Origin of the sequence: Pseudomonas rossensis, assembly GCF_039888995.1 — a bacterium.
In the GTDB taxonomy this organism is placed as follows: domain Bacteria; phylum Pseudomonadota; class Gammaproteobacteria; order Pseudomonadales; family Pseudomonadaceae; genus Aquipseudomonas; species Aquipseudomonas rossensis.
Map to the genome: position 1 here is coordinate 1 of NZ_JBBWCB010000091.1, position 22,622 is coordinate 22,622.

The window sequence follows — 22,622 nt, forward strand, 5'->3', positions numbered from 1 at the left end:
GTAGGACGCGTCAGCAGTTATGCGATCGATCCCAAAACCCATGAGCTGAGCCTGATCAATCAGGTGCAGAGTCTGGGCAACGAGCCGACTCATTCGAGCCTCGGCTTTGAAGCCAGTCACCTGTTTGTCAGCAACTATTCGGTGGCTGAAGATCCGGGCGGCACGCTGGCAGTATTGCCGGTGGGCGCCGATGGCAAGCTCAAACCCGTGGTGCAGATGAGCAGCCATCCATCAAGCCGGGTCAATCCCGAGCGGCAGATGTCGGCGCACGTGCATTCGACGGTTTCCTCGCCGGACGGCCAGTATGTGTTCTCCAATGACTTGGGCGCTGACAGGATCTTTGCCTACCGCTTCGACCCAAAGGCCAACCCGGAACTGCCCTTGACCGCTGCTACACCGGCGTCCGTCCAGTTGCCACCCGGCAGCGGGCCGCGTCATCTGCTGTTCAGCGCCGATGGCAAGCATGCGTGGCTGACCATGGAAATGAGCGCACAGGTTGCGGTGTTCGATTACAAGGACGGCAAACTCGAGCAAACGCAGATGGTCGAGCTGGCGACGGGGCAGCCCACATCGGACAAGGCAGCCGCTGCGCTTCACGCGTCGGCGGATGGCAAGTTCCTCTACGTCAGCAACCGTGGCACCGCCAATCAGCTGCTGGTGTTCGCCATCGATCCTGCGACCGGGCACCTCAAGGAGCTGCAGCGCCGTTCCGTTGAAGGTGATCACCCGCGTGAGTTCAGCCTCGATCCGAGCGGCAAGTTCTTGTTGATCGCCAATCAGAAAAGCAACCAGATTGTCGTTGTCGAGCGCGATTCAAAGACAGGCCTGCTGGGTAAAACCGTGCAAAAACTGCCGATGGATGCCCCGAGCGACCTCAAGTTCCTGGTGCGTCAATAGGCCGCAGGCCCCTGTTGATGGGGCCTGCATCCTTCTATTAATGACGCTGATATCTGCTAATGCTACAAAAGATTTCAAGGCGCCAACCTCGAAGGTTAAGTTTGCTTCACGGCCCCACCGGGCGAGCAAGCCAACTGAATCTGAGGAACATCGCCATGAACTTCAATCTCTTTTCCATAATCGCCGCTTCCGCTATCTCTGCCACCGTTGCGTTGCCAGCCAGCGCCAGCGTTGAAATCAGCGACAAAAAATCCCACGCCCAAAGCTACACCCAGAAATACCTGCAACAGAGCGCCAACTTTTACGCGGCTCTGGATCACAAGACCCAAGCCTGAAATTTGAACCCTGCACCTTTTATGCAGGAGCGAAGTCACTTGCGCCGATCGAGCTGAAAAGCTTTGAGAGACCTGAGTGATGTCGCTCCTGCATAACGCGTTTACGACAGCATCATATTGCTATCAATGTATTGCTTGATATCACATGGCCATAAGTTTAAATTTGACGCTGATTTTTTGACTCCTTCTCATGATAAGGATCGACAGCATGGCAATGCGTCTGGCCGTGGTTCTTTTGTTTCTCTATTCCACCCCCATTCTTTCGGCTGCCCAGCCCGTTCCAGACGAGCCGGAGGCGGCCCGCGAGCGCTTGATGCGTTTTATCGAAGACTGAAATAGACTGGCTTAATGATCAACGAAGCTGATGGTCACTATGGATAACCCCGAGTGGTTATCACCGCTTTTTTGTTCGATTCTGTGGGCATCGAAACATGCCTGCGGAGAACATCATGGCCAGCGCAATCATCACTTCTGCCAAATACGGCGCCTACCTGGCTATCGCTCTTTACGTAGCCATGGTGCTGGTTTTCAGCCTCTCGCCTCAATCGCAACAGACCCTCGATGCGCCGATTCAAGTCGCTCATCCCGGCATCCAGTTTGAACACCGTTCGCAAAGCGCGATGGTCGATCAGGCTCAACTCGCGGGAGTCGCCGGGGAATGAAAGGGCACAGACTTTGGGTCATCGCCTTCCTGGCGTTCATGACCAATGGATCTTCCTTGCTGGGGATCGGACAGGGCTCGGCGGGGTCGGTGGCACGGACTATCGAAGCCAATCACAACCTTGCTCGTAACATTGAAACCGCTAAGGCCCTGGGGCTGCTGGCCGGCAATCCGCCAATCGAACGCCAGGACGATTTTTTCGGGCCGTTCCAGGTGGATTGCTCGGCGTTGCGGATGTGTGAAGTTCTCGCCTGAGTCCACCCGTAGGAGCTGCCGAAGGCTGCGATCTTTTGATGTTCGCATTGTCGCTGCCGCCGAAGATCAAAAGATCGCAGCCTTCGGCAGCTCCTACACGGATCGCGAACATCCAGTTACTTTTTCATTACCGATGTAAAAAGCTCCGACTCCAGAAACCGCTGCAACCAGCCCTGCAAACGGTGATGGGGCGTCTGCCCAAACCACTCGCGATCCACATGGGCGAACTGCCGCACAAACGGCATCAGTGCCACATCCGCCAGGCTCGGTTGCTCGGCCAGCAAGTAGTCTCGTCCCTCCAGCAACTCATCGAGCCTGCGCAAAAACACCTCGCCCTCGGCGCGATAAAACGCCATTGGCTGCTCGGGGTATCGCTCGGCGTACTTGTAGCGATTCAGGTGCACCTTGAACTCCTGATCGTTTTCTTCGATCAGCTCGGCGATGTGGTGCTGCCCGACAGGATCATCCTTGAGCAACCAATCCTGCGGATCGTTCTGCGCCAACGCCCAGTGCATGATCGCCAGGCTTTCATCGATCACCTGACCGTCAACGCTCAGCACCGGCACCGTGCCTTTGCTCGACAGCGCGAGCATGTCGGCAGGTTTGGCCTTCAGACTGACCTCGACAATATTCACCGCAACGCCGGAGTAGCGCAGGGCCATGCGCGCCCGCATCGCGTAGGGGCAGCGGCGGAAGGAATACAGCGTATTCATTTCACCTCCAGCGTACTCAGGCCGTTGCCCTGACGGCGGACCTGAATCTGCACCGGAATCCGTTCATGCATTTCCTGCACGTGTGAAATCACCGCGACTTTTCGTCCCTGCGCTTGCAAGCCGTCGAGAGCATCCATGGCCAGTTGCAGGGATTCCGGATCGAGGCTACCGAAGCCTTCGTCGATGAACAACGATTCGATTTTCAGCGTGCTCGATGCCATTGATGCCAAGCCCAAGGCCAGAGCCAGTGACACCAGGAACGTTTCGCCGCCGGACAACGAATGCACCGAACGCAGCTCATCACCCATCTCGGTGTCCATCACCAACAACCCGAGCATGCTGCCGCCACGTTTGAGGCGATAGCGCCGCACCAGTTGCCGCAACTGAACGTTGGCGTGATGCACCAACAGGTCGAGGTTGTAGGCCTGGGCGATCTTGCGGAAGGTGTCGCCCGTGGCCGAACCGATCAGTGCATTCAAACGTGCCCAGCGCTGGTATTCGGTGTAGGCATCGGCAATCTGCTGCGCGAGGGCCTGATTGGCGTTTTGCCGGCGCTGATCCTCGGCCTGTTCGGCGCGCAGTTCGGCGCAACGGTGTTCGCTGGCGCTGAACAGGTTTTGCAATTCGGCAAGCGCTGTCGCCAGTTGTTCGGTGTCGAGATTACCGTTGTGCTGTGCTTGATGATTGAGCAGACGCTGATCGCGTTCCTGCAACAGGACCTTGGTTTGTTCGATGGCTTTTTCGCTTTGCTGCAATTGCTGACGCAGTTCGCTGACCTGTTGGTCGTCGACACTCAGCAGATCTTCCAGACCACCGTCATCCAGTTCCGGATGCAATGCGCGCCAGTCGGCAATCTTGCCGCTCAGCTCGCGATCTTCGGTTTCCAGTGCCTGCGAGCGCTCCTGCTGGGCCTTGAGTTCGGCGCCCAGCTGCACCAGCCGCGTACGCACGGTTTGCAGTTCCTGATTGGCCGTCGCTTCAGCATTGCGCGCCTGTTCGACGGCTTGATCCAATTGCTGCTGCCACTGCTCGGCGCTGGCGTGTTCGCCGAGCAATTGCGTGAGTTTTTGCTGGCAGGCCTGTTGCTGGTCGGCGAGGGCGGTGAACTGCTGTCGGGCCGTTTCCAACTGCTGGAGGCGAGTGAGTTGGCGGTCCTGTTCTTTCTCCAGCGTCTGCTGCCGTTGTTGCTGTTCGCTGAGTTCATCGTGTTGCTGATCGAGTTGTTCCAGCCGTTGGGTGATCTGCCGGTCCAGTTGCATGAAGGTCGCGGCCGGTTCGTTGCGCAGCGCTTGCAGCGTATCGGCCGGGAGCAGGGTGCTGAACGCCGTCAACTCCTCGTCCAGACGCTGGTGATCACTGCTCAACTCACGTTGTTGGTTGGCCAAGTGCTGGGATGCTTGCTGGCTCGCCGCTTCAGCGCTACGCAGTTGCTGTTGAAGGCGCGCGGCGTCCTGTTGCAGAGAGAGCAGGGCGGTCTGCCGTTGTTCGTCCTGAGTGATGCTCTGGTTTAGCTGACTGCTTTGCTGCACCAGCCAGGCATCGCGTTTGAGCGCATCTTGCGTGAGCAACTGCGCAGATAACGGATGTGCTTCAAGGCTCGGTGCCAGGCTCTGTTGCTGGGTCGCGAGGTGTTCTTGTTGTTGCAGCAACTCCCTTTGCTGCGCAATCACGCCGCCCACTTCAGCGCGCAGGTCTGTGAGCTTTTCTTTCAGCAGGTCGACGGCTTTTTGGGCGTTGGCCTGTTCGCTTTCATCATGCCGGCCAAGGCTCTGCAGCAGAGCTTCGGGCTGATGATAAGGATGGTCGGGGCTGCCACAGACCGGGCACGGCTGATCGTCCTGCAACTGCTCGCGCAGTTCTTCGACGCTGGCGCTGCGGGCCAGGCGCTGGCGTTCCAGCAGCTCGCGGGTGACGCTCAGGGTCTGTTCGGCAACGACCAATTCGTTCTTGGTTTTTACACCGTCCTGGGTCAGACGTTCTCGTTCTTGCTGAGCGGTCAGCTGGCGCTGCTGGAGTCCGGACGCGCGCTTGTCCAGTTCCTGCTGACTGGCCCACAGGCGCGTCAGCTCTTCAAAGGCCCGCTGCTGCTTGCGGTTATCCTGCAACAGACTACCGAGAATCTGAATCTGCTCGGCCACCGCCTCCGGTTCGGCGCCGGCCTCTTTGTACAGCACTTCAAGGCTCTGGCGCTGAGTGGACAGGTCCTCGGCAGCGCGAGCGGCGCTCTGTTCAAGGGCGGCCAGTTCAGCCTGGCCCTTGTTCAGGCGATTGCCGATCAGCATCAGCTGTTGCAGGCGATCACGGTAGGCGTTCCAGGCATCGCACAAGGGCGCCAGAGGGGTGCTTTGCTCAAGCTCCCCGGCAATCCGCTGCAAACGTTCGGCGACCTGTTTCTGTTGGTCGAGCAAGCCTTGAATCGTGTTTTGGCCCTGAGTGCAGGCCAGTTCCGCCTGCTGCTTGAGGTCGGCACCGAGGCCGGCGTCCTTGACCAGGCGAGCGAGGGTGCTTTGCTCTTCGAAGGCCTGACGCAGCAGCGGAGCGCTGGAGGTGTGTTGGCCTTGGGCTTCGACCAGTGCGGTCTGCGCAGCGCTCAGGCTGTTTTCGAGTTGCGCCTGACGCTCATTCAGTTCGGTTTGCTGTTGGGTGTGCTGCTGAATCTGCGCAGCCAATGGTGTGAGCTGGGCGGTGAGTTCGGTCTTGCGGGCGAACTGGTGCCGTTGCGGGGCCAGTTGCTCCAGGCGAGTCAGCTTCAAACGTTCGCCGGCCAGACCTTCCCAGTGCTGCCGGGCCGATTGCAACTGCTCGGTGGCGCTCTGCTGCTCGGCCTGCAATTGACGCAGGTCCTTGAGCCAGGTGTGTTGCAGCTCCAATTGCTTGAGCTGCGCTTGTTGGGTCTTGAGTTGTTGCTGAGCCTCGCTGAAGCGCTCATCGAGTTCAGCCCGAGCTTCTGGCGACAACGGTGTCACGCCGGTGGCCTGGTCCTGCAGCAGCTTGTGGGTTTCGCGAGCTTCTTTGGTTTTGTCGAAAGCCCGGCGGCCGAGGCGCGTATAGAGCGCGGTGTCGGTGAGTTTTTCCAGCAGTTCGCTACGTTCGTTGTCGTTAGCCTTGAGAAAAGCACTGAATTCACTCTGGGCCAGCAACACCGCGCGGGTGAATTGCTCAAAGTTCAGGCCCAGTACGGATTCGAGATGGATTTTGAATTCAACTTTCTGACTGGCCAGCAGTTGATCCAGATCGATATCGCGCAAACTCTGACGGCTGGCTTGCAGCTTGCCGCCGGCCTTTTCCCGGGCGCGATTAGCCTCCCAGCGAGCGCGGTAACGACGGCCATCGATGCCAACGAAATCGACTTCGGCATAACCTTCACCCGTGCCGCGACGCAGCAACGTGCGGGGATCCCCCGTGCTGATCTCGCCGTCGGCGTCCGGCGCTTTGGCAGACACCTGGGCATTGCTCAGCCGAGGCACAGCACCGAACAGCGCCAGGCATAAGGCGTCGAGCAAGGTGCTTTTGCCGGCGCCGGTCGGCCCGGTGATTGCGAACAGGCCGGCACTGGCCAACGGTTCGGCGGTAAAGTCGATTTCAAAGGGCCCGGCCAGTGAGGCGAGGTTTTTCAGGCGGATCGCGAGGATCTTCATGGTTGTTCGCTCTCCATCTGCACGTCTTGCAACAGCTCGGCGAAGTCCTTGAGGGTTTGCTCGTCGACCTCGCTGCCGTAGTTGTCCTGCCAGGCGCGGCTGAACAGCTCCTGGGGTGTGAGCTGGTCGAGTTCGATCAAGGTCGTGCCGTCATCGACGCCATCGCGGCCGCCGTTGCCGGCGTATTCAGCGGCGATCCGCACCAGGCGCACGGCTTTGCCTTGCAGGGCGGTTTCCACTTGATATCGCAAGTCGGGTTGCGGCTCATCGAGGCGCACCCGAACTTCCAGCCACGGCTGGCGCTGGATATCGGCCAGCAGGTCAATATTCGGCAAGTCGGCCAGTTGCAGCAGGATTTCCGCCAAGGGCGCGGGACCGATGCGTTGCAGATTCACAGCCCGGGGGATCAGTTTGGGTTCGACGCTGACCAGGGTTTCGCCCTCGAGTGTGATGTCGAGAATCTGGTGCTGATAGCCGATCTCGGAGAACGACAACGGAATTGGTGAGCCGCTGTAGCGGATACGCTCTTCACCATTGACCTTCTGCGGCTTGTGCAAGTGACCGAGGGCGACGTAACTGATGCTCGGGCCGAACAGGCTGGCGGGCAGCGCTTCGGCGTTACCGATGATCAGGCTGCGCTCGGAGTCTTCCGACACCGAACCGCCGGCCATGTGCGCGTGGCTGATAGCGATCAGCGCCTGACCTGGTTTGCGCTTGGCATTGGCTGCTTCGATCAGCCATTCGTGAACCTGACCGATACCGCGCAGGTAGTTGTCGCCCAAGTGCGCGCCGGTCACTTCTGCCGGTCGCAAGAACGGCAGCGCCAGGCACCAGGCGACGGTTTTGCCTTTGGCATCCGGCAATGGCAGCAACAAACGCTCGGCGTCGAGTTGACCGTCATCCAGCCACAGCACCCGACCCAGTGCATGCGTGCGCAAACGCCGCATCAACGGTGCGGGCAGTTCAATGCGCGAGCCGGAATCATGGTTGCCGGCGATCATCACGATGGTCAGCTTCGGCTGTTGTTCATGGGCGCTGACGATGAAGTCGTAGAGGCGTTCCTGGGCTTTGACCGGCGGGTTGACCGTGTCGAAGATATCGCCGGCGATCAGCAGCACATCAGGCTGGTCCAGCTTTAGCTGGCGCAGCAGCCATTCGAGAAAGCAGGCGTGTTCGAAATCGCGTTCCTGGCCGTGCAGGTTCTGCCCGAGGTGCCAGTCGGAGGTGTGAAACAGACGCAAGGTGAACTCCGTAGGAAATAAGGTGATGGCCGCGAGGAAAATGATGGCGGCGAAAGGGGAGGGAGTTTACTGACAAAAGACCGGGGATGCTGAAAGCCTTGAAAGATTGCCCGTCGATTGGGTGGTACACCTTCAGTATGGTAGAGGGCAGTCGAATGCTGTTGCGCAACATCAGGGAGTTTTAATGTTTAAGGAGGCGTCATGACCCAACGGTTACTTCAACTTGATCAAGTGTCGTTCAACCTGCCCGACGGGCGCGTGCTGTTCGATCACTTGAACCACACCTTCAGTACCAGGGCCACGGGAATCGTCGGCGCCAATGGCTGTGGCAAGTCCTTGCTTGGCCGGCTCCTGACGGGGGAGCAACTGCCCACAAGCGGCATCGTCCGTCGCGAAGGGTGGGTTTACGCCGTGGCGCAGTTACTGGAACCCGAGCGCTATCCCAGCGTTGCCGCGCTGGCCGGGGTCGACCATATTCTGGCGGCGCTGGATCGCATTGCCCAAGGCAGCGTCGACGATGACGACCATTCGCTGGCGGTCGACCAATGGGATTGCGCCGCACGCCTTGAGGCGGAACTGCAGCAGATCGGCCTGGGTCACTTGAGTGCCGACGCGCGCACCGACGCACTCAGTGGTGGCGAACGGCAGCGGGTGGCGCTGCTAGGTGCGTGGTTATCCAGAGCCGATTGGCTCATTCTGGATGAACCCAGCAACCACCTGGATATTGATCAGCAACACAAACTTGCGCAGCAGATCGATCGCTGGCCCAACGGTCTGGTGTTGATCAGCCACGACAGGGGCCTTCTGGAGCACGTGAACGAAATTGTCGAGCTTTCACCCTTGGGGCTGGCGGCTTATGGCGGCAACTACAGTCAGTATGCAGCGGCACGCGAGCAAGAACAGCAGTCGTTCCAGTCGGCATTGCAAGGGGAGCGGGCGCAGGCCAAGCGCGAGCAACGTGAGATGGCCGTGCAGATGGAGCGTCAGCAACGGCGTAATGCGCGCGGCGACCGTCAGGCCCGTGACGGCAATCAGACCAAGCTGATCACCAACGCCCAGAAAGAGCGCAGTGAAAACAGCCAGGGAAAATTGCGCCTCAATCAACAGGTGGCCCGGGAGCAGCAGCAACAACGGATCGCCGAGGCCCGTGCGCGGTGTGCGCCGGACATTCAACGCATGATGTTGTCTCCGGAAAGCGTAGTGCCCAATGGCAAGCTGATTGTGCAGCTCAACGACGTCGTGCTCCCGTTCGGTTACGCGGCGCCGGTCAATCTGACGCTGACGGGGCCTATGCGCATGGCAATCCTGGGCGCGAACGGCAGCGGCAAGTCGACCCTGTTGCGAGTGATCGCCGGCCAACTGCCGGTGCGCGAAGGCGAACTCATCGGCAGTTGCCATGTCGGCTGGCTGGATCAACACGCCGGATTACAGCACCCCGAACGCACGGCGGTGCAATGGCTCTACGAGAGTAATCCAGAGTTGCCCGAAGCCGAGGCGCGAACCCGGTTGGCGCAGATGGGCATTGATGCGGGACGTGCGACGCTCAAGACCTGTCAGTTGAGCGGCGGCGAACGCCTGAAAATAGCACTGGCTGCGCAGCTATATGCACAGCGGCCGCCGCAATTGCTGTTGCTGGATGAACCAGACAACCATTTGGACTTGCCCAGTAGAATTGCGCTGGAGCAGATGCTCAATCAGTACCAAGGGGCATTGATCGTCGTCTCACACGACAGCGCTTTTTTACAGGCCATTCATCTGGACGCCGAGTTCCATCTCGACAGCTAGGGACCGTTATTTCGGATAAAGCGGCGGCAGGCCACTGTCACCTACCGGGTCCTGAACCCGCTCGGCAATCGGGATCGCCTTGATCGCCCGCCACAAGTCTTCACCTTGCCAATGCTGGCCGGTTTCGCTGTAGAGCGCGCCGTTCAAGCCGTCGAGGGCGTCGGACAACGGCACAAAGCGCGCCGCCATATCGGCCAGGGTTTCCGGTTGTTGCCGGGCCCAGGCGTCGAGGGCCTGGCGGGTGGCGTGGGAGTCGTTGGCCTGACAGGCGCGCTTGAGATCGTCGAGCACGGTGCGCGGGCTCGGGCCAGTCTGCGCCGCGCGCAGGATCGCCGGTTGCCAGCGGGCGCGCCACCAGAGACCGAAGCCCAGCAGGGTGGTGCAGGCCAGGATCAGGGTGCTGAGTTTCCACCGCCAGAGGGCTTCGTTGTCGGCCGCGGAAAAGACTTGAGGCGTGCCGGCCGGGGTGTCGACCATCAGGCTCGGATTGTTCGCCACTGGCAGGGTTCGGGCCGGCAGGCTGCTGTGATCGAGGTGGTCCTCGAAGGTGTTCCACCAGATCACTTCAACCGCAGGCAACTCGATTGCGCCGGTACGCGTTGGCACCAGGGCTTCACGGTCTTCGCGACTGCCGATCAGACCTCGCTCGCTGTTCTGGTTGCCCAGCACCGGTTGATCCGGGTAGCGCCGCAAGCCGTTGACGTCGGTGGCGGGTAGCGGCGGCAATTGCGAACTGTCCAGGCCTTCAGCCTTTACCGTCAGGCTGCGGGTCAACGAATCACCCACCTGCGCATGATCCGGTTCCGGGTTCCAGCTTTCGCTCAGGCTGAGGCTACGGGCCGGCAGCCATGGCACGTCGGCCGGGTAGGTGGCGGGTTTGGCCTTGACCGTCAGCAGAATCTCTGCGGAGCTGACCCGCATCAGTTTGCCGGATTTCGGTGCCTGCGCGGCGGCGTCCTGGGCGGGCTGCGCGTCCACGAGTGCAGCATTGAATATCTGCGGCGGAATGATCAACTCACCGCTGTGTTGCGGGTAGATCGCGTAGCGCATCTCGATCACGCCGTGACGCAGGCCATTGATGTCTTTCTCGTAGGTGCGCGCCTCGCCCAGTTGCTCGATGCGCACATCGGGGATCTGCAAGGGGGGCAGGCTACTGTCGTCGTACAGCGACACCGAATGGTAGATGCGCAAGGTCAGGATCGCCTGGGCTTGTACGTAAACGCTGTTTTGATCGAGGCTGGCGTCGATGAACACCGGGTCCCGTTTGGTCGGGCTGTCCTGGGTTTCGGTCTCGACCACTTGCACGGTGATCGGCTGACTCTGCACGTCACCCAGTTGCAGTGACGGAATCACCACGCTGCCGTTCTGCCGAGGCAGCAGGGTGATGATCCAGCGCGTGGTCGCACGGTTGTCGCCGTTCAGGGTGGTCAGTTGGTTGACCTGGCGGGTGCCGCGCACGTCGAACAGCGGCTCCAGCGGTGTCAGATCAGGCTTGCCGAACTGCGTCACGTCGTTGGATTCCAGGGTCAGTTCAATCGTCTCACCGCTGTTCAGGCGACTGCGATCCACACTGGCGACCAGCCCGGCTGCCTGTGCCTGAACAGTGCAGAGCAACAGGGCGGGCAGCAGTGCGAGCAAGAAAGTGGTGAAGCGGGTCATCGAGTTTTTCCCTGATCCTGATGTTGTTGCTGTTCGTACCAGAATTTGCGTCTGAGCAATTCACCCGGGTCATCCGGGATCTTGCGCAGCCATTGCTCCAGCGCCTGGCGCTGTTCACCGTCGATGCTGTCGCTGGCCGGGCGCATCGGTGGTCGGGTGCTGTCTTCATCCCCCAGCTCGCTGCCCGGGACTTCATTGGTGCCGGGTTTCGACGGCGCTTTGTTCTGTTGGTCGGAGTCCGTCGTGGTTTGTTGGCCTTCGGTTTTCGGTTCGCCCTTATCCGACGGTTGCGTGGCCGCGCCCGGCGGCGGTTCTTGCGTGGAGGGCTCGGTCTCGTTACCAGCGTTTTTGTCAGGCGCAACGGGTGGTGGAGTGTTTTTCTGCTTCAGCAGACTTTCCACCAGCGCCTTGTTGGTCAGGGCCGGGCGCAAATCCGGTTGACGCTCCAGCGCCTGTTCGTAGGCATCCAGCGCGGCTTCCAGCTCACCGCTTTTGGCCAGGGCGTTGCCACGATTGTAGTGGGCGTGGGCGTCGCTGCCTTCGGCGAACCGCTGGGCGGCGCTGCTGTAGTCGCCTGCCTCGTAGAGCGCGACACCTTGCCATTGTCGATCTTCGAAATGCTGCGCAGCCTCGGCCGGGCGCTTCTGCTTCAGCAAGATCAGACCCTGTTGGTCGGGTCGCAACCACAAATCGTTGAAGTCGAAGGCGTAACTCGGTTGTGGCAGCAGCAAGAGCAGTGGCAAGCAGAACAACCAGCCGCGACGGCCGGCGCACGCCGCCAGCAGCAACAACGGCAACAACAGCCAGTAACCCTGATCGGCCCATGTGTCGAGGCGCAGGGTCTGGCCGTCGTTGCGCAACGCGCGTGGACCGTCGAGCAAGCCGAGGGCGCGCAGGTCGGCATCGTCCAGGCGCGCGTGGCGATAGCTTCCGTTCAGGTCGTTGGCAAAGGCTTTCAGGCTTGGTTCGTCCAGATGAGGCACCAGAATCGCGCCCTGGTCGTCCTTCAGAAAGCTGCCGTCCTCCTGGGTGATCGGCGCGCCTTCGGCAGTGCCGATACCGAGCATCAGAAATTGTGTCGACTTGCCGTCCAGCGCCTGCTGAATCCCTTGGCGTTCCAGTTCGGTCAAGGTCGAACCGATCAGCAGGATCCGCCCGTCACCGAGGGCGCCCTGTTCCAGCAGGGCAAGGGCCTTGGTCACCGCCAGATCGGCGCGATGTCCTGCTTGGGGCATCAGCGAAGGCTTGAGGGCATCCAATAGATTGCGGCTGGTCGACAGGTCATCCGACAGTGGCACCAGCGTGTGAGCGCTGCCGGCGTAGACGACGATCGCGGTCTGGGCGTCGCTGCGGTTCTCCAGCAGGTCGAACAGCTTGCGCCGGGCCTGTTCCAGCCGGTTGGGTGGTACGTCGGTGGCGAGCATTTCCGGGGTCAGCTCAAGGACCACGACCAGCGGGTCGGCGGGTTTCTGGCTGGCTTGCTCGACACGTTCCCAGCTCGGCCCGAGCAGCGCCAGAACGGTCAGCACCCAGGCACATCCCAGGATGACCCACGGCAATTTGCTGTCGCGACCGTTGCCACCACTGAGCAATGCCGCATGGAAGGCCGGTGGCAGAATCATCTGCCAGCGCCCGGCGCGTTTCTGCCGATGCCAGAGTTGCCAGAGCAACCAGCCGAGCAATGGCAACAACAGCAACCACCAGGGGCGGAACCAGTAAGGCCAGAGCGCACTCATCGGCGCCTCCGCAGACGCAAGCGTTTAAGCCGCTGGCGCCAGTCGGGCAGTTGCGTTTGCAGAAGATCCTTGGTGAACAGCCGCCGCAACGGGTTGTCAGGCCAGCGCTCGCGAACCACCAGCAGCATGCTCAACAGCAACGCCAGCGCCAAAGGCCAGTGATACAACGCCTGTGCCGGGCGAGCCTGAGTCGGTTGCTGGGTCACCGGTTCCAGTTTGTCGAGGGTGTCCTTGATCGCTTGCAGCTCCTTGTCATCATGGGCGCGAAAATACTGGCCGCCCGTGGCTTCGGCGATCGCCATCAAGGAGGATTCATCGAGGTCGAGGCTCGGGTTGACCCCAAGGAAACCCAAAGTGCCGCTTTGCTCCGGATCGGCGCCGATACCGATCGGGTAGATTTTCACCCCTTCGCTGGCTGCCAGCCGCGCCGCCGTGAGCGGGTCGATTTGGCCACCGTTGTTGGCGCCGTCAGTGACCAGAATCAGTACGCGACTTTGTGCCGGGCGTTGGCGCAGGCGTTTGAGGGCCAGGCCAATGGCATCGCCGATGGCGGTGTTCTTGCCGGCGATGCCGATCCGCGCTTCGTCTAGCCACACGCGCACCGTGTGCCGGTCGAGCGTCAGCGGTGCTTGCAGATACGCCTGGCTGCCGAACAGGATCAGGCCGACGCGATCGCCGTCGCGACTTTCAAGGAAGTCACCGAGCAAGTGCTGAACCAGTGTGAGTCGACTGACCTCTTCGTCCTGCCATTGCATGTCGGGGTAATCCATCGAGCCAGACACGTCGACCGCTACCAGCAGATCGCGACCGCTGGCGGCGATGGGTAGCGGTTCGCCAAGCCATTGCGGGCGTGCCGCCGCGATCAGTAGCAACAGCCACAGCAGAATGAACGGTGCCTGTTGGCGCCAGGCCGGCAGGTTGGCCCGGGCGCGGCGGCGGGCCAGGCCTTCGAGGTCGCCGAGGAAGCTGACTTTGAGCGCCGGTTCGCCGCTGTCAGCGACAGGCAGCACGATGCGCATCAGCCAGGGCAGTGGCAGCAGGGCAAAGATCCACGGCCAGGCGAACTCAAACATGTTTACGAATCCAGGTGTCGACCGCTTGAGTCAGGCCGGCGATGGCCTTGTCGTCGAGTTTGCATTCGGGTTTGTAGGCGCCTTCGACCAGCACCATCCAGCGGGTCAGACCCGCGGCCGGGCAGCGATTGTCGAGGAATGCCAGCCATTTGCGCCCATTGAGGGTATGGCTCTGGCTGTAGGGGTAGTGGTTGCGGCACAGGCGTTTGAGCAAACCGTTGAGTTGCTGCAACCAGGCGCCGGCCGGAGCGCCGTCGTAGGGTTTGGGCATCCGCGCCAGTTCTGCCAGCGCGGCGAGGCGCACCGGGTCCAGCGGTTGTTCGGCGCGCACGATCGGGCGTTTGTTCGCAAAGAAGTGCCTGGCCTTCCACAGACCGAAACCGATGAGCGGCAGTAACAGCAGCAACAACCACCAGCCCGGTGCCGGTGGCCAGAATTCGATCGGTGGGGGGGAGATCAGTGGTTGCAGGTGATCGAGGCTGCTCATCGGCCTTTCCCCGGTTTCTGCGGGTTCAGGTACTCGCGCAATTGTTCAACCATCTCACTCTGGGTACTCAGGGGCATCAGCAATACCCGCAGCTTCTGTGCCAGCAATTCCCAGCGAGCGATGCGTGCTTCGGCCTGGGCGCGATACGTCTGACGCAGCTCGAAATTGAGGGTGTCGAGTTCCAGTTGCGCACCCCGTTCCGCGAAGCGTAAAAGCCCGGCGGCGGGCAGGGCGTGATCCAGTGGGTCGGACACCGGCAGCAGCAATAGATCGCAATGCCGCGACAACAGGCTCAGCTGTTGTTCGGCGCCCTCGGTCAGGGTGCGTTCGTCGCAGATTATGATCACCAGGCTGCCGGGACGCAGTACTTCGCGGGCGCGACGCAGGGCAATGTTGAAGGCGTCCCGGTCCGGCTCGTTTTCCGTGTGCAGCGACTGATTGACCCGCACCAGACGGTTTAGCAATTGCAGCAGGCTCTGTTTGCTGCGTCGTGGCTTGATTTCATAGTGCTCGTTGTTGCCGAACACCAGTCCGCCGACCCGATCGTTATGACCCAATGCAGCCCAGCCGATCAGGCTCGCGGCTTGGGCGGCGAGCACCGATTTGAACATCAGTCCCGAGCCGAAAAACAGCCGGCGACTTTGCTCGACCATGATGAAAATCGGCCGTTCGCGCTCCTCATGGAACAACTTGGTGTGGGGTTCCTGGGTCCGTGCGGTAACCCGCCAGTCGATGCTTCGCACGTCATCGCCGGCCTGATAGACCCGCACCTGGTCGAAGTCCACCCCGCGCCCGCGCAGTTTGGAGTGGTGCAAGCCGATCAGCGGGCTGCGCTGGCTCGGTGTGGAAAACAGTTGCACTTCACGCACGCGATGGCGCATCTCGATCAGCTCGGCGAGGCTGACACGGATGCCCGGCTCGGGCGGCAGGAGGGCGTTCATCGGGGTCAAGCGACGGCTACGACGTCGAGAATCCGCTGGACCACCCGGTCCTGGTCGATGCCCGCGGCTTCGGCTTCAAAGGAAAGAATGATGCGGTGACGCAGCACATCGAACAGTACGGCTTGAATGTCTTCCGGGCTGACGAAGTCACGACCGGCCAGCCAGGCGTGGGCCCGGGCGCAACGGTCGAGGGCAATCGAACCGCGCGGGCTGGCGCCATAGGCGATCCACTCGGCCATCTCCGGGTCGAACTTGGCCGGGGTGCGTGTGGCCATGACCAGTTGCACCAGGTATTCCTCCACGGCGTCGGCCATGTACAAGCCGAGGATTTCCTTGCGCGCGGCAAAAATCGCCTGCTGGCTGACCCGGCGCTCGGGCTTGGTTTCGCCGTTCAGTGCTTCGCCACGGGCCTGTTGCAGGATCCGACGTTCGACGGCGGCGTCCGGGAAGCCGATTTTCACGTGCATCAGGAACCGGTCGAGTTGGGCTTCAGGCAATGGATAGGTGCCTTCCTGCTCGATCGGGTTTTGCGTGGCCATCACCAGGAACAGCGGCGACAGGTCGTACGTGCTGCGCCCGACGCTGACCTGGCGTTCACCCATGGCTTCGAGCAGGGCGGATTGAACCTTGGCCGGGGCGCGGTTGATTTCGTCCGCCAGCACCAGGTTGTGGAAGATCGGGCCTTGCTGGAACACGAAGCTGCCGGTTTCCGGGCGATAGATTTCCGTGCCGGTGATGTCGGCGGGCAGCAGGTCGGGGGTGAACTGGATGCGATGGAACTGTGCTTCGATGCCTTCGGCAAGTTCTTTGATGGCCTTGGTCTTGGCCAGGCCCGGGGCGCCCTCGACCAGCATGTGGCCGTCGGCAAGCAAGGCGATGAGCAAGCGCTCGATGAGTTTTTCCTGGCCGAGAATCTGCGTTGAAAGAAAGGTTCGCAGCGCTAGCAGCGCTTCACGATGTTCCATCGATGACTGTTCCTGGAAAGGGTGACCGAAGACGTTCGAATAACGCCAGGGCTGGGGGCGTTACTTTAATCTATCGCGGGGGGCGGCGACTAACGGCATTTTGTGCAAATGTGCGCAGCCGCGCGAGGATCAAAGGATCGCAGGCTGCGCCAGCTCCTACAGGATCGGTGTCATCCGTAGCAATTGCGCCAAACCCGGTCAATGTAGGAGCTGGCGAAGCCTGCGATCTTTTGGCGGCCTAATCAGGCGAGTTGGCTGATATAGGTGCCAGTCCCCTTGAGAATGTTTTGCAACGTTTCTTCCACTTCGGCCAAATCCGCCGCATCAGTGCTGTGAATGATTTCCAGCGAATCATCACCATTCAGCGCATCGGCGTCAGCGGCAGCGATTTCGATCAGCAGGCGGGTAGGGCTGAGGGTGACTTTCACGCCGTCCAGCGTCGAAGGCTCGCCGTCGAGGGTGATGTCCAGCGCGTCCTCGTCCGGGTAGCGGGTCATCAGGAACATATCGCCCTGATCGCTGTGGCAGCAGAGCATGGCCATGTTGTCTTCTTCGTCGTCGCACGGGTTGACGATCAAGAGGGCGGTGGTCATTTGCATGGGGAATTCCTGGCTCGACGAGCGTTGTGAAGACGAACAAAGGGCGATTCTGCCAGCCCTCGGGAATTTCTGCTCGCCTGAGTGTCAGAGGATGTGTCGTGAACATCCGGGGTGTTGCTGGTCATTTCTGGTACGGATGTGCCGCAAAACCGGGCTTAACCCCCCCGTTTTACCGTGCGGCTGCTAGTGTTGTTCGATGCACAAGGCGCAAGCTGCGTGCCGATGACCGAATATGTCGCAGCGCTGCAAGCACGGGCCTTGCCGCACTGGTTAAGCTGCGCAACGGATGAGCACCTGTAAAGACATTGCGCTGCACCTTGCCCAGTCGTTTTTGCAGATGCCCATTCATGGAAGGTGAATGTGACCCGAGTGTCTCGTCCAGCTTCACCCACCTGTCATCCTGTTTCCTCTGCCCGAGAATCAGGAACAGGGTGACGGATTGCCCCGAAAGGGGTTTGCACGCGACGCTTCCATCAATAACAAGCCCAAGCGGAGTACCACAGATGGCGTTCTTCACCGCAGCCAGCAAAGCCGACTTCCAGCACCAACTGCAAGCGGCACTGGCCCAGCACATCAGTGAACAGGCACTGCCACAAGTGGCGCTGTTCGCGGAACAATTTTTCGGCATCATTTCTCTGGACGAGCTGACCCAGCGTCGGTTGTCCGACCTCGCCGGCTGCACCCTTTCTGCGTGGCGCCTGCTTGAGCGCTTCGATCACGCGCAACCGCAAGTGCGCGTCTACAACCCCGATTACGAACGCCACGGCTGGCAGTCGACCCACACCGCGGTCGAAGTGCTGCACCACGACCTGCCATTTCTGGTGGACTCGGTACGCACCGAGCTGAACCGTCGCGGCTACAGCATCCACACCCTGCAAACCACTGTGCTGAGCGTGCGTCGCGGCAGCAAGGGCGAGCTGCTGGAAATCCTGCCGAAAGGCACCCAGGGCGACGACGTGCTGCAAGAGTCGTTGATGTACCTGGAAATCGACCGTTGCGCCAACTCGGCCGAACTGAATGTGCTGAGCAAGGAATTGGAACAGGTTCTCGGTGAAGTCCGCGTCGCGGTCGCCGATTTTGAGCCGATGAAAGCCAAGGTCCAGGAAATCCTCACCGGCCTGGACAACAGCCAGTTCGCTGTCGACCCTGAAGAAAAAGCCGAAATCAAAAGCTTCCTGGAATGGCTGGTGGGCAACCACTTCACCTTCCTGGGCTATGAAGAATTCGTGGTTCGCGATGAAACCGATGGCGGCCACATCGTCTACGACCAGGACTCCTTCCTCGGCCTGACCAAATTGCTGCGCACCGGCCTGACCTACGATGACCTGCGCATCGAAGACTATGCCGTGAACTACCTGCGCGAACCGACCCTGCTGTCGTTCGCCAAGGCTGCGCACCCAAGCCGTGTACACCGTCCGGCTTACCCGGACTACGTGTCGATCCGTGAAATCGACGCCGACGGCAACGTCATCAAGGAATGCCGTTTCATGGGCCTGTACACCTCCTCGGTGTATGGCGAGAGCGTGCGGGTCATCCCATATATCCGCCGCAAGGTCGAAGAGATCGAACGCCGTTCCGGCTTCCAGGCCAAGGCTCACTTGGGCAAGGAACTGGCTCAGGTGGTTGAAGTGCTGCCGCGCGACGACCTGTTCCAGACCCCGGTCGACGAACTGTTTGCCACCGTGATGTCGATCGTGCAGATCCAGGAACGCAACAAGATTCGCGTGTTCCTGCGTAAAGACCCGTACGGCCGCTTCTGCTACTGCCTGGCCTACGTGCCGCGTGACATCTACTCCACCGAAGTGCGCCAGAAGATCCAGCAAGTGCTGATGGATCGCCTGAAAGCCTCGGACTGCGAGTTCTGGACCTTCTTCTCCGAGTCCGTGCTGGCCCGCGTGCAACTGATTCTGCGTGTCGATCCGAAAAACCGTCTGGACATCGACCCGCAGCAGCTGGAAAACGAAGTGATCCAGGCTTGCCGCAGCTGGCAGGACGACTACTCGGCCCTGACCGTCGAAACCTTCGGCGAAGCCCACGGCACCAACGTGTTGGCCGACTTCCCGAAAGGCTTCCCGGCCGGTTACCGCGAGCGTTTCGCCGCGCATTCGGCTGTGGTCGACATGCAGCACCTGCTGAGCCTGAAAGAATCCAATCCGCTGGTGATGAGCTTCTATCAGCCACTGGGTCAGGTCTCCGGTCAGCGCGAGCTGCACTGCAAGCTGTATCACGCCGATACCCCGCTGGCGTTGTCCGACGTGTTGCCGATCCTGGAAAACCTTGGCCTGCGCGTGCTGGGTGAGTTCCCGTATCGCCTGCGTCACAACAACGGCCGCGAGTTCTGGATTCACGATTTCGCGTTCACCGCTGCTGAAGGCCTGGAACTCGACATCCAGCAACTCAACGACACCTTGCAGGACGCTTTCGTCCACATCGTGCGCGGCGATGCCGAGAACGATGCGTTCAACCGACTGGTGCTGACCGCCGGCCTGCCATGGCGCGATGTCGCGCTGCTGCGTGCCTACGCCCGTTACATGAAGCAGATTCGCCTGGGCTTCGACCTGGGTTACATCGCCAGCACCCTGAACAACCACACCGACATCGCTCGCGAGTTGACCCGGTTGTTCAAAACCCGTTTCTACCTGGCCCGCAAGCTCGGTACTGACGATCTGGAGGACAAGCAGCAACGCCTGGAACACGCGATTCTGAGCGCACTGGACGACGTCCAGGTGTTGAACGAAGACCGTATCCTGCGTCGCTACCTGGACCTGATCAAGGCCACCCTGCGGACCAACTTCTACCAGACCGACGCGCACGGTCAGAACAAGTCCTACTTCAGCTTCAAGTTCAACCCGCACCAGATTCCAGAGCTGCCGAAGCCAGTACCGAAGTTCGAAATCTTCGTTTACTCGCCACGCGTCGAAGGCGTGCACCTGCGCTTCGGCAACGTTGCTCGCGGTGGTTTGCGCTGGTCCGACCGTGAAGAAGACTTCCGCACCGAAGTCCTGGGCCTGGTAAAAGCCCAGCAAGTGAAAAACTCGGTCATCGTGCCGGTGGGCGCCAAGGGCGGCTTCCTGCCGCGTCGCTTGCCGCTGGGCGGCAGCCGTGACGAGATCGCGGCCGAGGGCATCGCCTGCTACCGCATCTTCATCTCGGGCCTGTTGGACATCACCGACAACCTGAAAGACGGCGCGCTGGTACCGCCGGCCAACGTCGTGCGTCATGACGACGATGACCCGTACCTGGTGGTGGCAGCGGACAAGGGCACTGCAACCTTCTCCGACATCGCCAACGGTATCGCCATCGACTACGGCTTCTGGCTCGGCGATGCGTTCGCATCGGGCGGCTCGGCCGGTTACGACCACAAGAAAATGGGCATCACCGCCAAGGGCGCGTGGGTTGGCGTTCAACGTCACTTCCGCGAACGCGGCATCAATGTTCAGGAAGACAACATCACGGTGGTCGGCGTCGGCGACATGGCCGGTGACGTGTTCGGTAACGGCTTGTTGATGTCCGACAAGCTGCAACTGGTCGCAGCGTTCAACCACCTGCACATCTTCATCGACCCGAACCCGGAGCCGGCCAACAGCTTCGCCGAGCGTCAGCGACTGTTCGACCTGCCGCGTTCGGCCTGGTCGGATTACGACACCAGCATCATGTCCGAAGGCGGCGGGATCTTCTCCCGTAGCGCGAAAAGCATCGCGATTTCCCCGCAGATGAAAGAGCGCTTCGACATTCAGGCTGACAAGCTGACCCCGACCGAACTGCTGAACGCCTTGCTCAAGGCACCGGTGGATCTGTTGTGGAACGGCGGTATCGGTACTTACGTCAAAGCCAGCAGCGAAAGCCACGCCGATGTCGGCGACAAGGCCAACGATGCACTGCGCGTGAACGGCAACGAACTGCGCTGCAAAGTCGTGGGCGAGGGCGGTAACCTCGGTATGACCCAGCTGGGTCGTGTCGAATTCGGCCTCAATGGCGGCGGTTCCAACACCGACTTCATCGACAACGCCGGTGGTGTTGACTGCTCCGACCATGAAGTAAACATCAAGATCCTGCTGAACGAAGTGGTTCACGCCGGTGACATGACCGACAAGCAACGGAATCAGTTGCTGGCGAGCATGACTGACGAAGTCGGCAACCTGGTGCTCGGCAATAACTACAAGCAGACTCAGGCCCTGTCCCTGGCGGCCCGTCGTGCCTTGCCGCGGATTGCCGAATACAAGCGTCTGATGAACGATCTCGAAGGCCGCGGCAAGCTGGATCGCGCCATCGAGTTCCTGCCGGCTGAAGAGTCGATCAACGAGCGCGTCGCGGCGGGCCATGGCCTGACCCGTGCAGAGCTGTCCGTGCTGATCTCTTACAGCAAGATCGACCTCAAGGAAGCGCTGCTCAATTCTCAGGTGCCGGACGACGACTACCTGACGCGCGACATGGAAACCGCTTTCCCGCCGACCCTGGTGAGCAAGTTCTCCGACGCCATGCGCCGTCACCGTCTGAAGCGTGAGATCGTCAGCACCCAGATCGCCAACGATCTGGTCAACCACATGGGCATCACCTTCGTTCAACGACTCAAAGAGTCGACCGGCATGAGCCCGGCGAATGTTGCGGGGGCATATGTAATAGTTCGGGATATCTTCCACCTTCCGCACTGGTTCCGGCAGATAGAAGCCCTGGACTACCAGGTTTCCGCTGACGTGCAACTGGAGCTGATGGACGAGCTGATGCGTCTGGGCCGTCGCGCTACGCGCTGGTTCCTGCGCAGCCGTCGTAACGAGCAGAATGCTGCCCGTGACGTCGCGCACTTCGGTCCACACCTGGCAGCGTTGGGCCTCAAGCTCGACGAACTGCTGGAAGGCCCGACCCGCGAAGGCTGGCAGACCCGTTATCAGGCGTACGTCGCAGCTGGCGTTCCTGAGTTGCTGGCGCGCATGGTTGCAGGCACCACTCACCTGTACACCTTGCTGCCGATCATCGAAGCGTCCGACGTGACCGGTCAGAACGCAGCCGACGTGGCGAAGGCTTACTTCGCCGTGGGCAGCGCGCTGGACATCACCTGGTACCTGCAACAGATCAGCGCTCTGCCGGTTGAGAACAACTGGCAGGCCCTGGCCCGTGAAGCGTTCCGCGATGACGTCGACTGGCAACAACGTGCGATCACCATCTCCGTCCTGCAACAGGGCGACGGCACCCAGGACGTGGAAACCCGTCTGGAGCTGTGGATGGAAGAGCACGAAGGCATGATCGAACGCTGGCGCGCCATGCTGGTAGAAATCCGTGCCGCCAGCGGCACTGATTACGCCATGTATGCGGTGGCCAACCGTGAGTTGCTGGATCTGGCGTTGAGCGGTCAAGCGGTAGTGCCAGTCACTGCCACTAGCACTGCCAGCGCTGAGTTGGAGCCGGCTGCCTGATCAGGCGCTGAATGAAGAAGCCCCGTCTCGAAAGAGGCGGGGCTTTTTTTTGGTGCGCCAGGCATGGCGCGTTGCGCGCAAGCGCAACCAGCTTGGCTGTGGTGGCTACGCTGGTGACTTGGAGGTGAAAGTCCTCTACACACCCGGCAAGGGGAAGTGTTAGCCAGAGGCAAGGGTGTCGCGGGCGACTGCGAATCTGAAGGAAGCCCGAGGCAAAATGCTGGCC

The 22,622-nt window shown here is 60.8% G+C and carries 17 protein-coding genes; 7 read left to right on the forward strand and 10 right to left on the reverse strand.

Features of this window, described 5'->3' with window-relative positions:
- From WLY71_RS21315 to WLY71_RS21335, 5 genes are all read left to right on the forward strand, one after another.
- A partial coding sequence (locus tag WLY71_RS21315; protein ID WP_347805105.1) for a lactonase family protein occupies nt 1-897 on the forward strand: 897 nt, incomplete at its 5' end.
- A gap of 155 nt (nt 898-1,052) precedes the next feature.
- Nucleotides 1,053-1,232, forward strand: a complete 180-nt coding sequence (locus tag WLY71_RS21320) for a hypothetical protein (RefSeq protein ID WP_347805106.1) — start codon at nt 1,053-1,055, stop codon at nt 1,230-1,232.
- A 208-nt stretch (nt 1,233-1,440) separates the two neighbouring features.
- Complete coding sequence (locus WLY71_RS21325; RefSeq protein ID WP_347805107.1) at nt 1,441-1,566, forward strand: hypothetical protein; 126 nt, start codon at nt 1,441-1,443, stop codon at nt 1,564-1,566.
- Nucleotides 1,567-1,681: 115 nt separating this feature from the next.
- A complete protein-coding gene (locus tag WLY71_RS21330) occupies nt 1,682-1,894 on the forward strand; it encodes a hypothetical protein (protein ID WP_347805108.1) in 213 nt (70 codons plus the stop codon).
- Nucleotides 1,891-2,148 (forward strand): hypothetical protein, encoded by a 258-nt coding sequence (locus tag WLY71_RS21335; RefSeq protein ID WP_347805109.1) that lies wholly within the window; start codon nt 1,891-1,893, stop codon nt 2,146-2,148. Before WLY71_RS21330 ends, WLY71_RS21335 begins: the two co-directional genes overlap by 4 nt.
- A gap of 116 nt (nt 2,149-2,264) precedes the next feature.
- Here WLY71_RS21335 and WLY71_RS21340 read toward each other — a convergent pair whose 3' ends face one another.
- From WLY71_RS21340 to WLY71_RS21350, 3 genes are read right to left on the reverse strand one after another with little or no spacing between them, the layout of a single operon-like run.
- The gene (locus WLY71_RS21340; protein WP_347805110.1) at nt 2,265-2,861 is read right to left on the reverse strand and encodes a glutathione S-transferase; all 597 of its coding nucleotides are present in this window, start codon (nt 2,859-2,861) and stop codon (nt 2,265-2,267) included.
- Nucleotides 2,858-6,499, reverse strand: coding sequence for an AAA family ATPase (locus WLY71_RS21345; protein WP_347805111.1), 3,642 nt, complete (start codon nt 6,497-6,499; stop codon nt 2,858-2,860). The genes WLY71_RS21340 and WLY71_RS21345 overlap by 4 nt, the downstream gene beginning before the upstream one ends.
- Nucleotides 6,496-7,740: an exonuclease SbcCD subunit D C-terminal domain-containing protein gene (locus WLY71_RS21350; protein WP_347805112.1), complete on the reverse strand. Its 1,245-nt coding sequence runs from the start codon at nt 7,738-7,740 to the stop codon at nt 6,496-6,498. Before WLY71_RS21350 ends, WLY71_RS21345 begins: the two co-directional genes overlap by 4 nt.
- A 201-nt stretch (nt 7,741-7,941) precedes the next feature.
- On the opposite strand from WLY71_RS21350, the gene WLY71_RS21355 reads away from it, so the two are divergent.
- A complete protein-coding gene (locus WLY71_RS21355; protein WP_347805113.1) occupies nt 7,942-9,525 on the forward strand; it encodes an ABC-F family ATP-binding cassette domain-containing protein in 1,584 nt (527 codons plus the stop codon).
- Nucleotides 9,526-9,531: 6 nt separating this feature from the next.
- On the opposite strand, the gene WLY71_RS21360 is transcribed toward WLY71_RS21355, so the two are convergent.
- The 7 genes from WLY71_RS21360 to WLY71_RS21390 all read right to left on the reverse strand — a co-directional run bounded on the left by WLY71_RS21360 (nt 9,532) and on the right by WLY71_RS21390 (nt 16,985).
- A complete protein-coding gene (locus WLY71_RS21360) occupies nt 9,532-11,184 on the reverse strand; it encodes a BatD family protein (RefSeq protein ID WP_347805114.1) in 1,653 nt (550 codons plus the stop codon).
- A complete protein-coding gene (locus tag WLY71_RS21365) occupies nt 11,181-12,920 on the reverse strand; it encodes a tetratricopeptide repeat protein (RefSeq protein WP_347805115.1) in 1,740 nt (579 codons plus the stop codon). Before WLY71_RS21365 ends, WLY71_RS21360 begins: the two co-directional genes overlap by 4 nt.
- Complete coding sequence (locus WLY71_RS21370) at nt 12,917-13,993, reverse strand: vWA domain-containing protein (protein WP_347805116.1); 1,077 nt, start codon at nt 13,991-13,993, stop codon at nt 12,917-12,919. Before WLY71_RS21370 ends, WLY71_RS21365 begins: the two co-directional genes overlap by 4 nt.
- Nucleotides 13,986-14,480, reverse strand: a complete 495-nt coding sequence (locus tag WLY71_RS21375; RefSeq protein ID WP_347805117.1) for a DUF4381 domain-containing protein — start codon at nt 14,478-14,480, stop codon at nt 13,986-13,988. The genes WLY71_RS21370 and WLY71_RS21375 overlap by 8 nt, the downstream gene beginning before the upstream one ends.
- A complete protein-coding gene (locus tag WLY71_RS21380) occupies nt 14,477-15,421 on the reverse strand; it encodes a DUF58 domain-containing protein (RefSeq protein ID WP_046053621.1) in 945 nt (314 codons plus the stop codon). The genes WLY71_RS21375 and WLY71_RS21380 overlap by 4 nt, the downstream gene beginning before the upstream one ends.
- Nucleotides 15,422-15,426: 5 nt before the next feature.
- Nucleotides 15,427-16,386, reverse strand: a complete 960-nt coding sequence (locus WLY71_RS21385) for an AAA family ATPase (protein WP_064677924.1) — start codon at nt 16,384-16,386, stop codon at nt 15,427-15,429.
- A gap of 242 nt (nt 16,387-16,628) precedes the next feature.
- The gene (locus tag WLY71_RS21390; protein ID WP_347805118.1) at nt 16,629-16,985 is read right to left on the reverse strand and encodes a hypothetical protein; all 357 of its coding nucleotides are present in this window, start codon (nt 16,983-16,985) and stop codon (nt 16,629-16,631) included.
- A gap of 503 nt (nt 16,986-17,488) precedes the next feature.
- Here WLY71_RS21390 and WLY71_RS21395 point away from each other — a divergent pair.
- On the forward strand, nt 17,489-22,396 hold the full coding sequence (locus WLY71_RS21395; RefSeq protein ID WP_347805119.1) for an NAD-glutamate dehydrogenase: 4,908 nt from the start codon (nt 17,489-17,491) through the stop codon (nt 22,394-22,396).
- The last annotated feature ends 226 nt before the right edge of the window (nt 22,397-22,622 follow it).

Bases quoted from the DNA above. Each gene is read 5' to 3' on its own strand.
- WLY71_RS21320 (WP_347805106.1), top strand. From the start codon at position 1,053: ATGAACTTCAATCTCTTTTCCATAATCGCCGCTTCCGCTATCTCTGCC.
- WLY71_RS21325 (WP_347805107.1), top strand. From the start codon at position 1,441: ATGGCAATGCGTCTGGCCGTGGTTCTTTTGTTTCTCTATTCCACCCCC.
- WLY71_RS21330 (WP_347805108.1), top strand. From the start codon at position 1,682: ATGGCCAGCGCAATCATCACTTCTGCCAAATACGGCGCCTACCTGGCT.
- WLY71_RS21335 (WP_347805109.1), top strand. From the start codon at position 1,891: ATGAAAGGGCACAGACTTTGGGTCATCGCCTTCCTGGCGTTCATGACC.
- WLY71_RS21340 (WP_347805110.1), bottom strand. From the start codon at position 2,861: ATGAATACGCTGTATTCCTTCCGCCGCTGCCCCTACGCGATGCGGGCG.
- WLY71_RS21345 (WP_347805111.1), bottom strand. From the start codon at position 6,499: ATGAAGATCCTCGCGATCCGCCTGAAAAACCTCGCCTCACTGGCCGGG.
- WLY71_RS21355 (WP_347805113.1), top strand. From the start codon at position 7,942: ATGACCCAACGGTTACTTCAACTTGATCAAGTGTCGTTCAACCTGCCC.
- WLY71_RS21360 (WP_347805114.1), bottom strand. From the start codon at position 11,184: ATGACCCGCTTCACCACTTTCTTGCTCGCACTGCTGCCCGCCCTGTTG.
- WLY71_RS21365 (WP_347805115.1), bottom strand. From the start codon at position 12,920: ATGAGTGCGCTCTGGCCTTACTGGTTCCGCCCCTGGTGGTTGCTGTTG.
- WLY71_RS21370 (WP_347805116.1), bottom strand. From the start codon at position 13,993: ATGTTTGAGTTCGCCTGGCCGTGGATCTTTGCCCTGCTGCCACTGCCC.
- WLY71_RS21375 (WP_347805117.1), bottom strand. From the start codon at position 14,480: ATGAGCAGCCTCGATCACCTGCAACCACTGATCTCCCCCCCACCGATC.
- WLY71_RS21380 (WP_046053621.1), bottom strand. From the start codon at position 15,421: ATGAACGCCCTCCTGCCGCCCGAGCCGGGCATCCGTGTCAGCCTCGCC.
- WLY71_RS21385 (WP_064677924.1), bottom strand. From the start codon at position 16,386: ATGGAACATCGTGAAGCGCTGCTAGCGCTGCGAACCTTTCTTTCAACG.
- WLY71_RS21390 (WP_347805118.1), bottom strand. From the start codon at position 16,985: ATGCAAATGACCACCGCCCTCTTGATCGTCAACCCGTGCGACGACGAA.
- WLY71_RS21395 (WP_347805119.1), top strand. From the start codon at position 17,489: ATGGCGTTCTTCACCGCAGCCAGCAAAGCCGACTTCCAGCACCAACTG.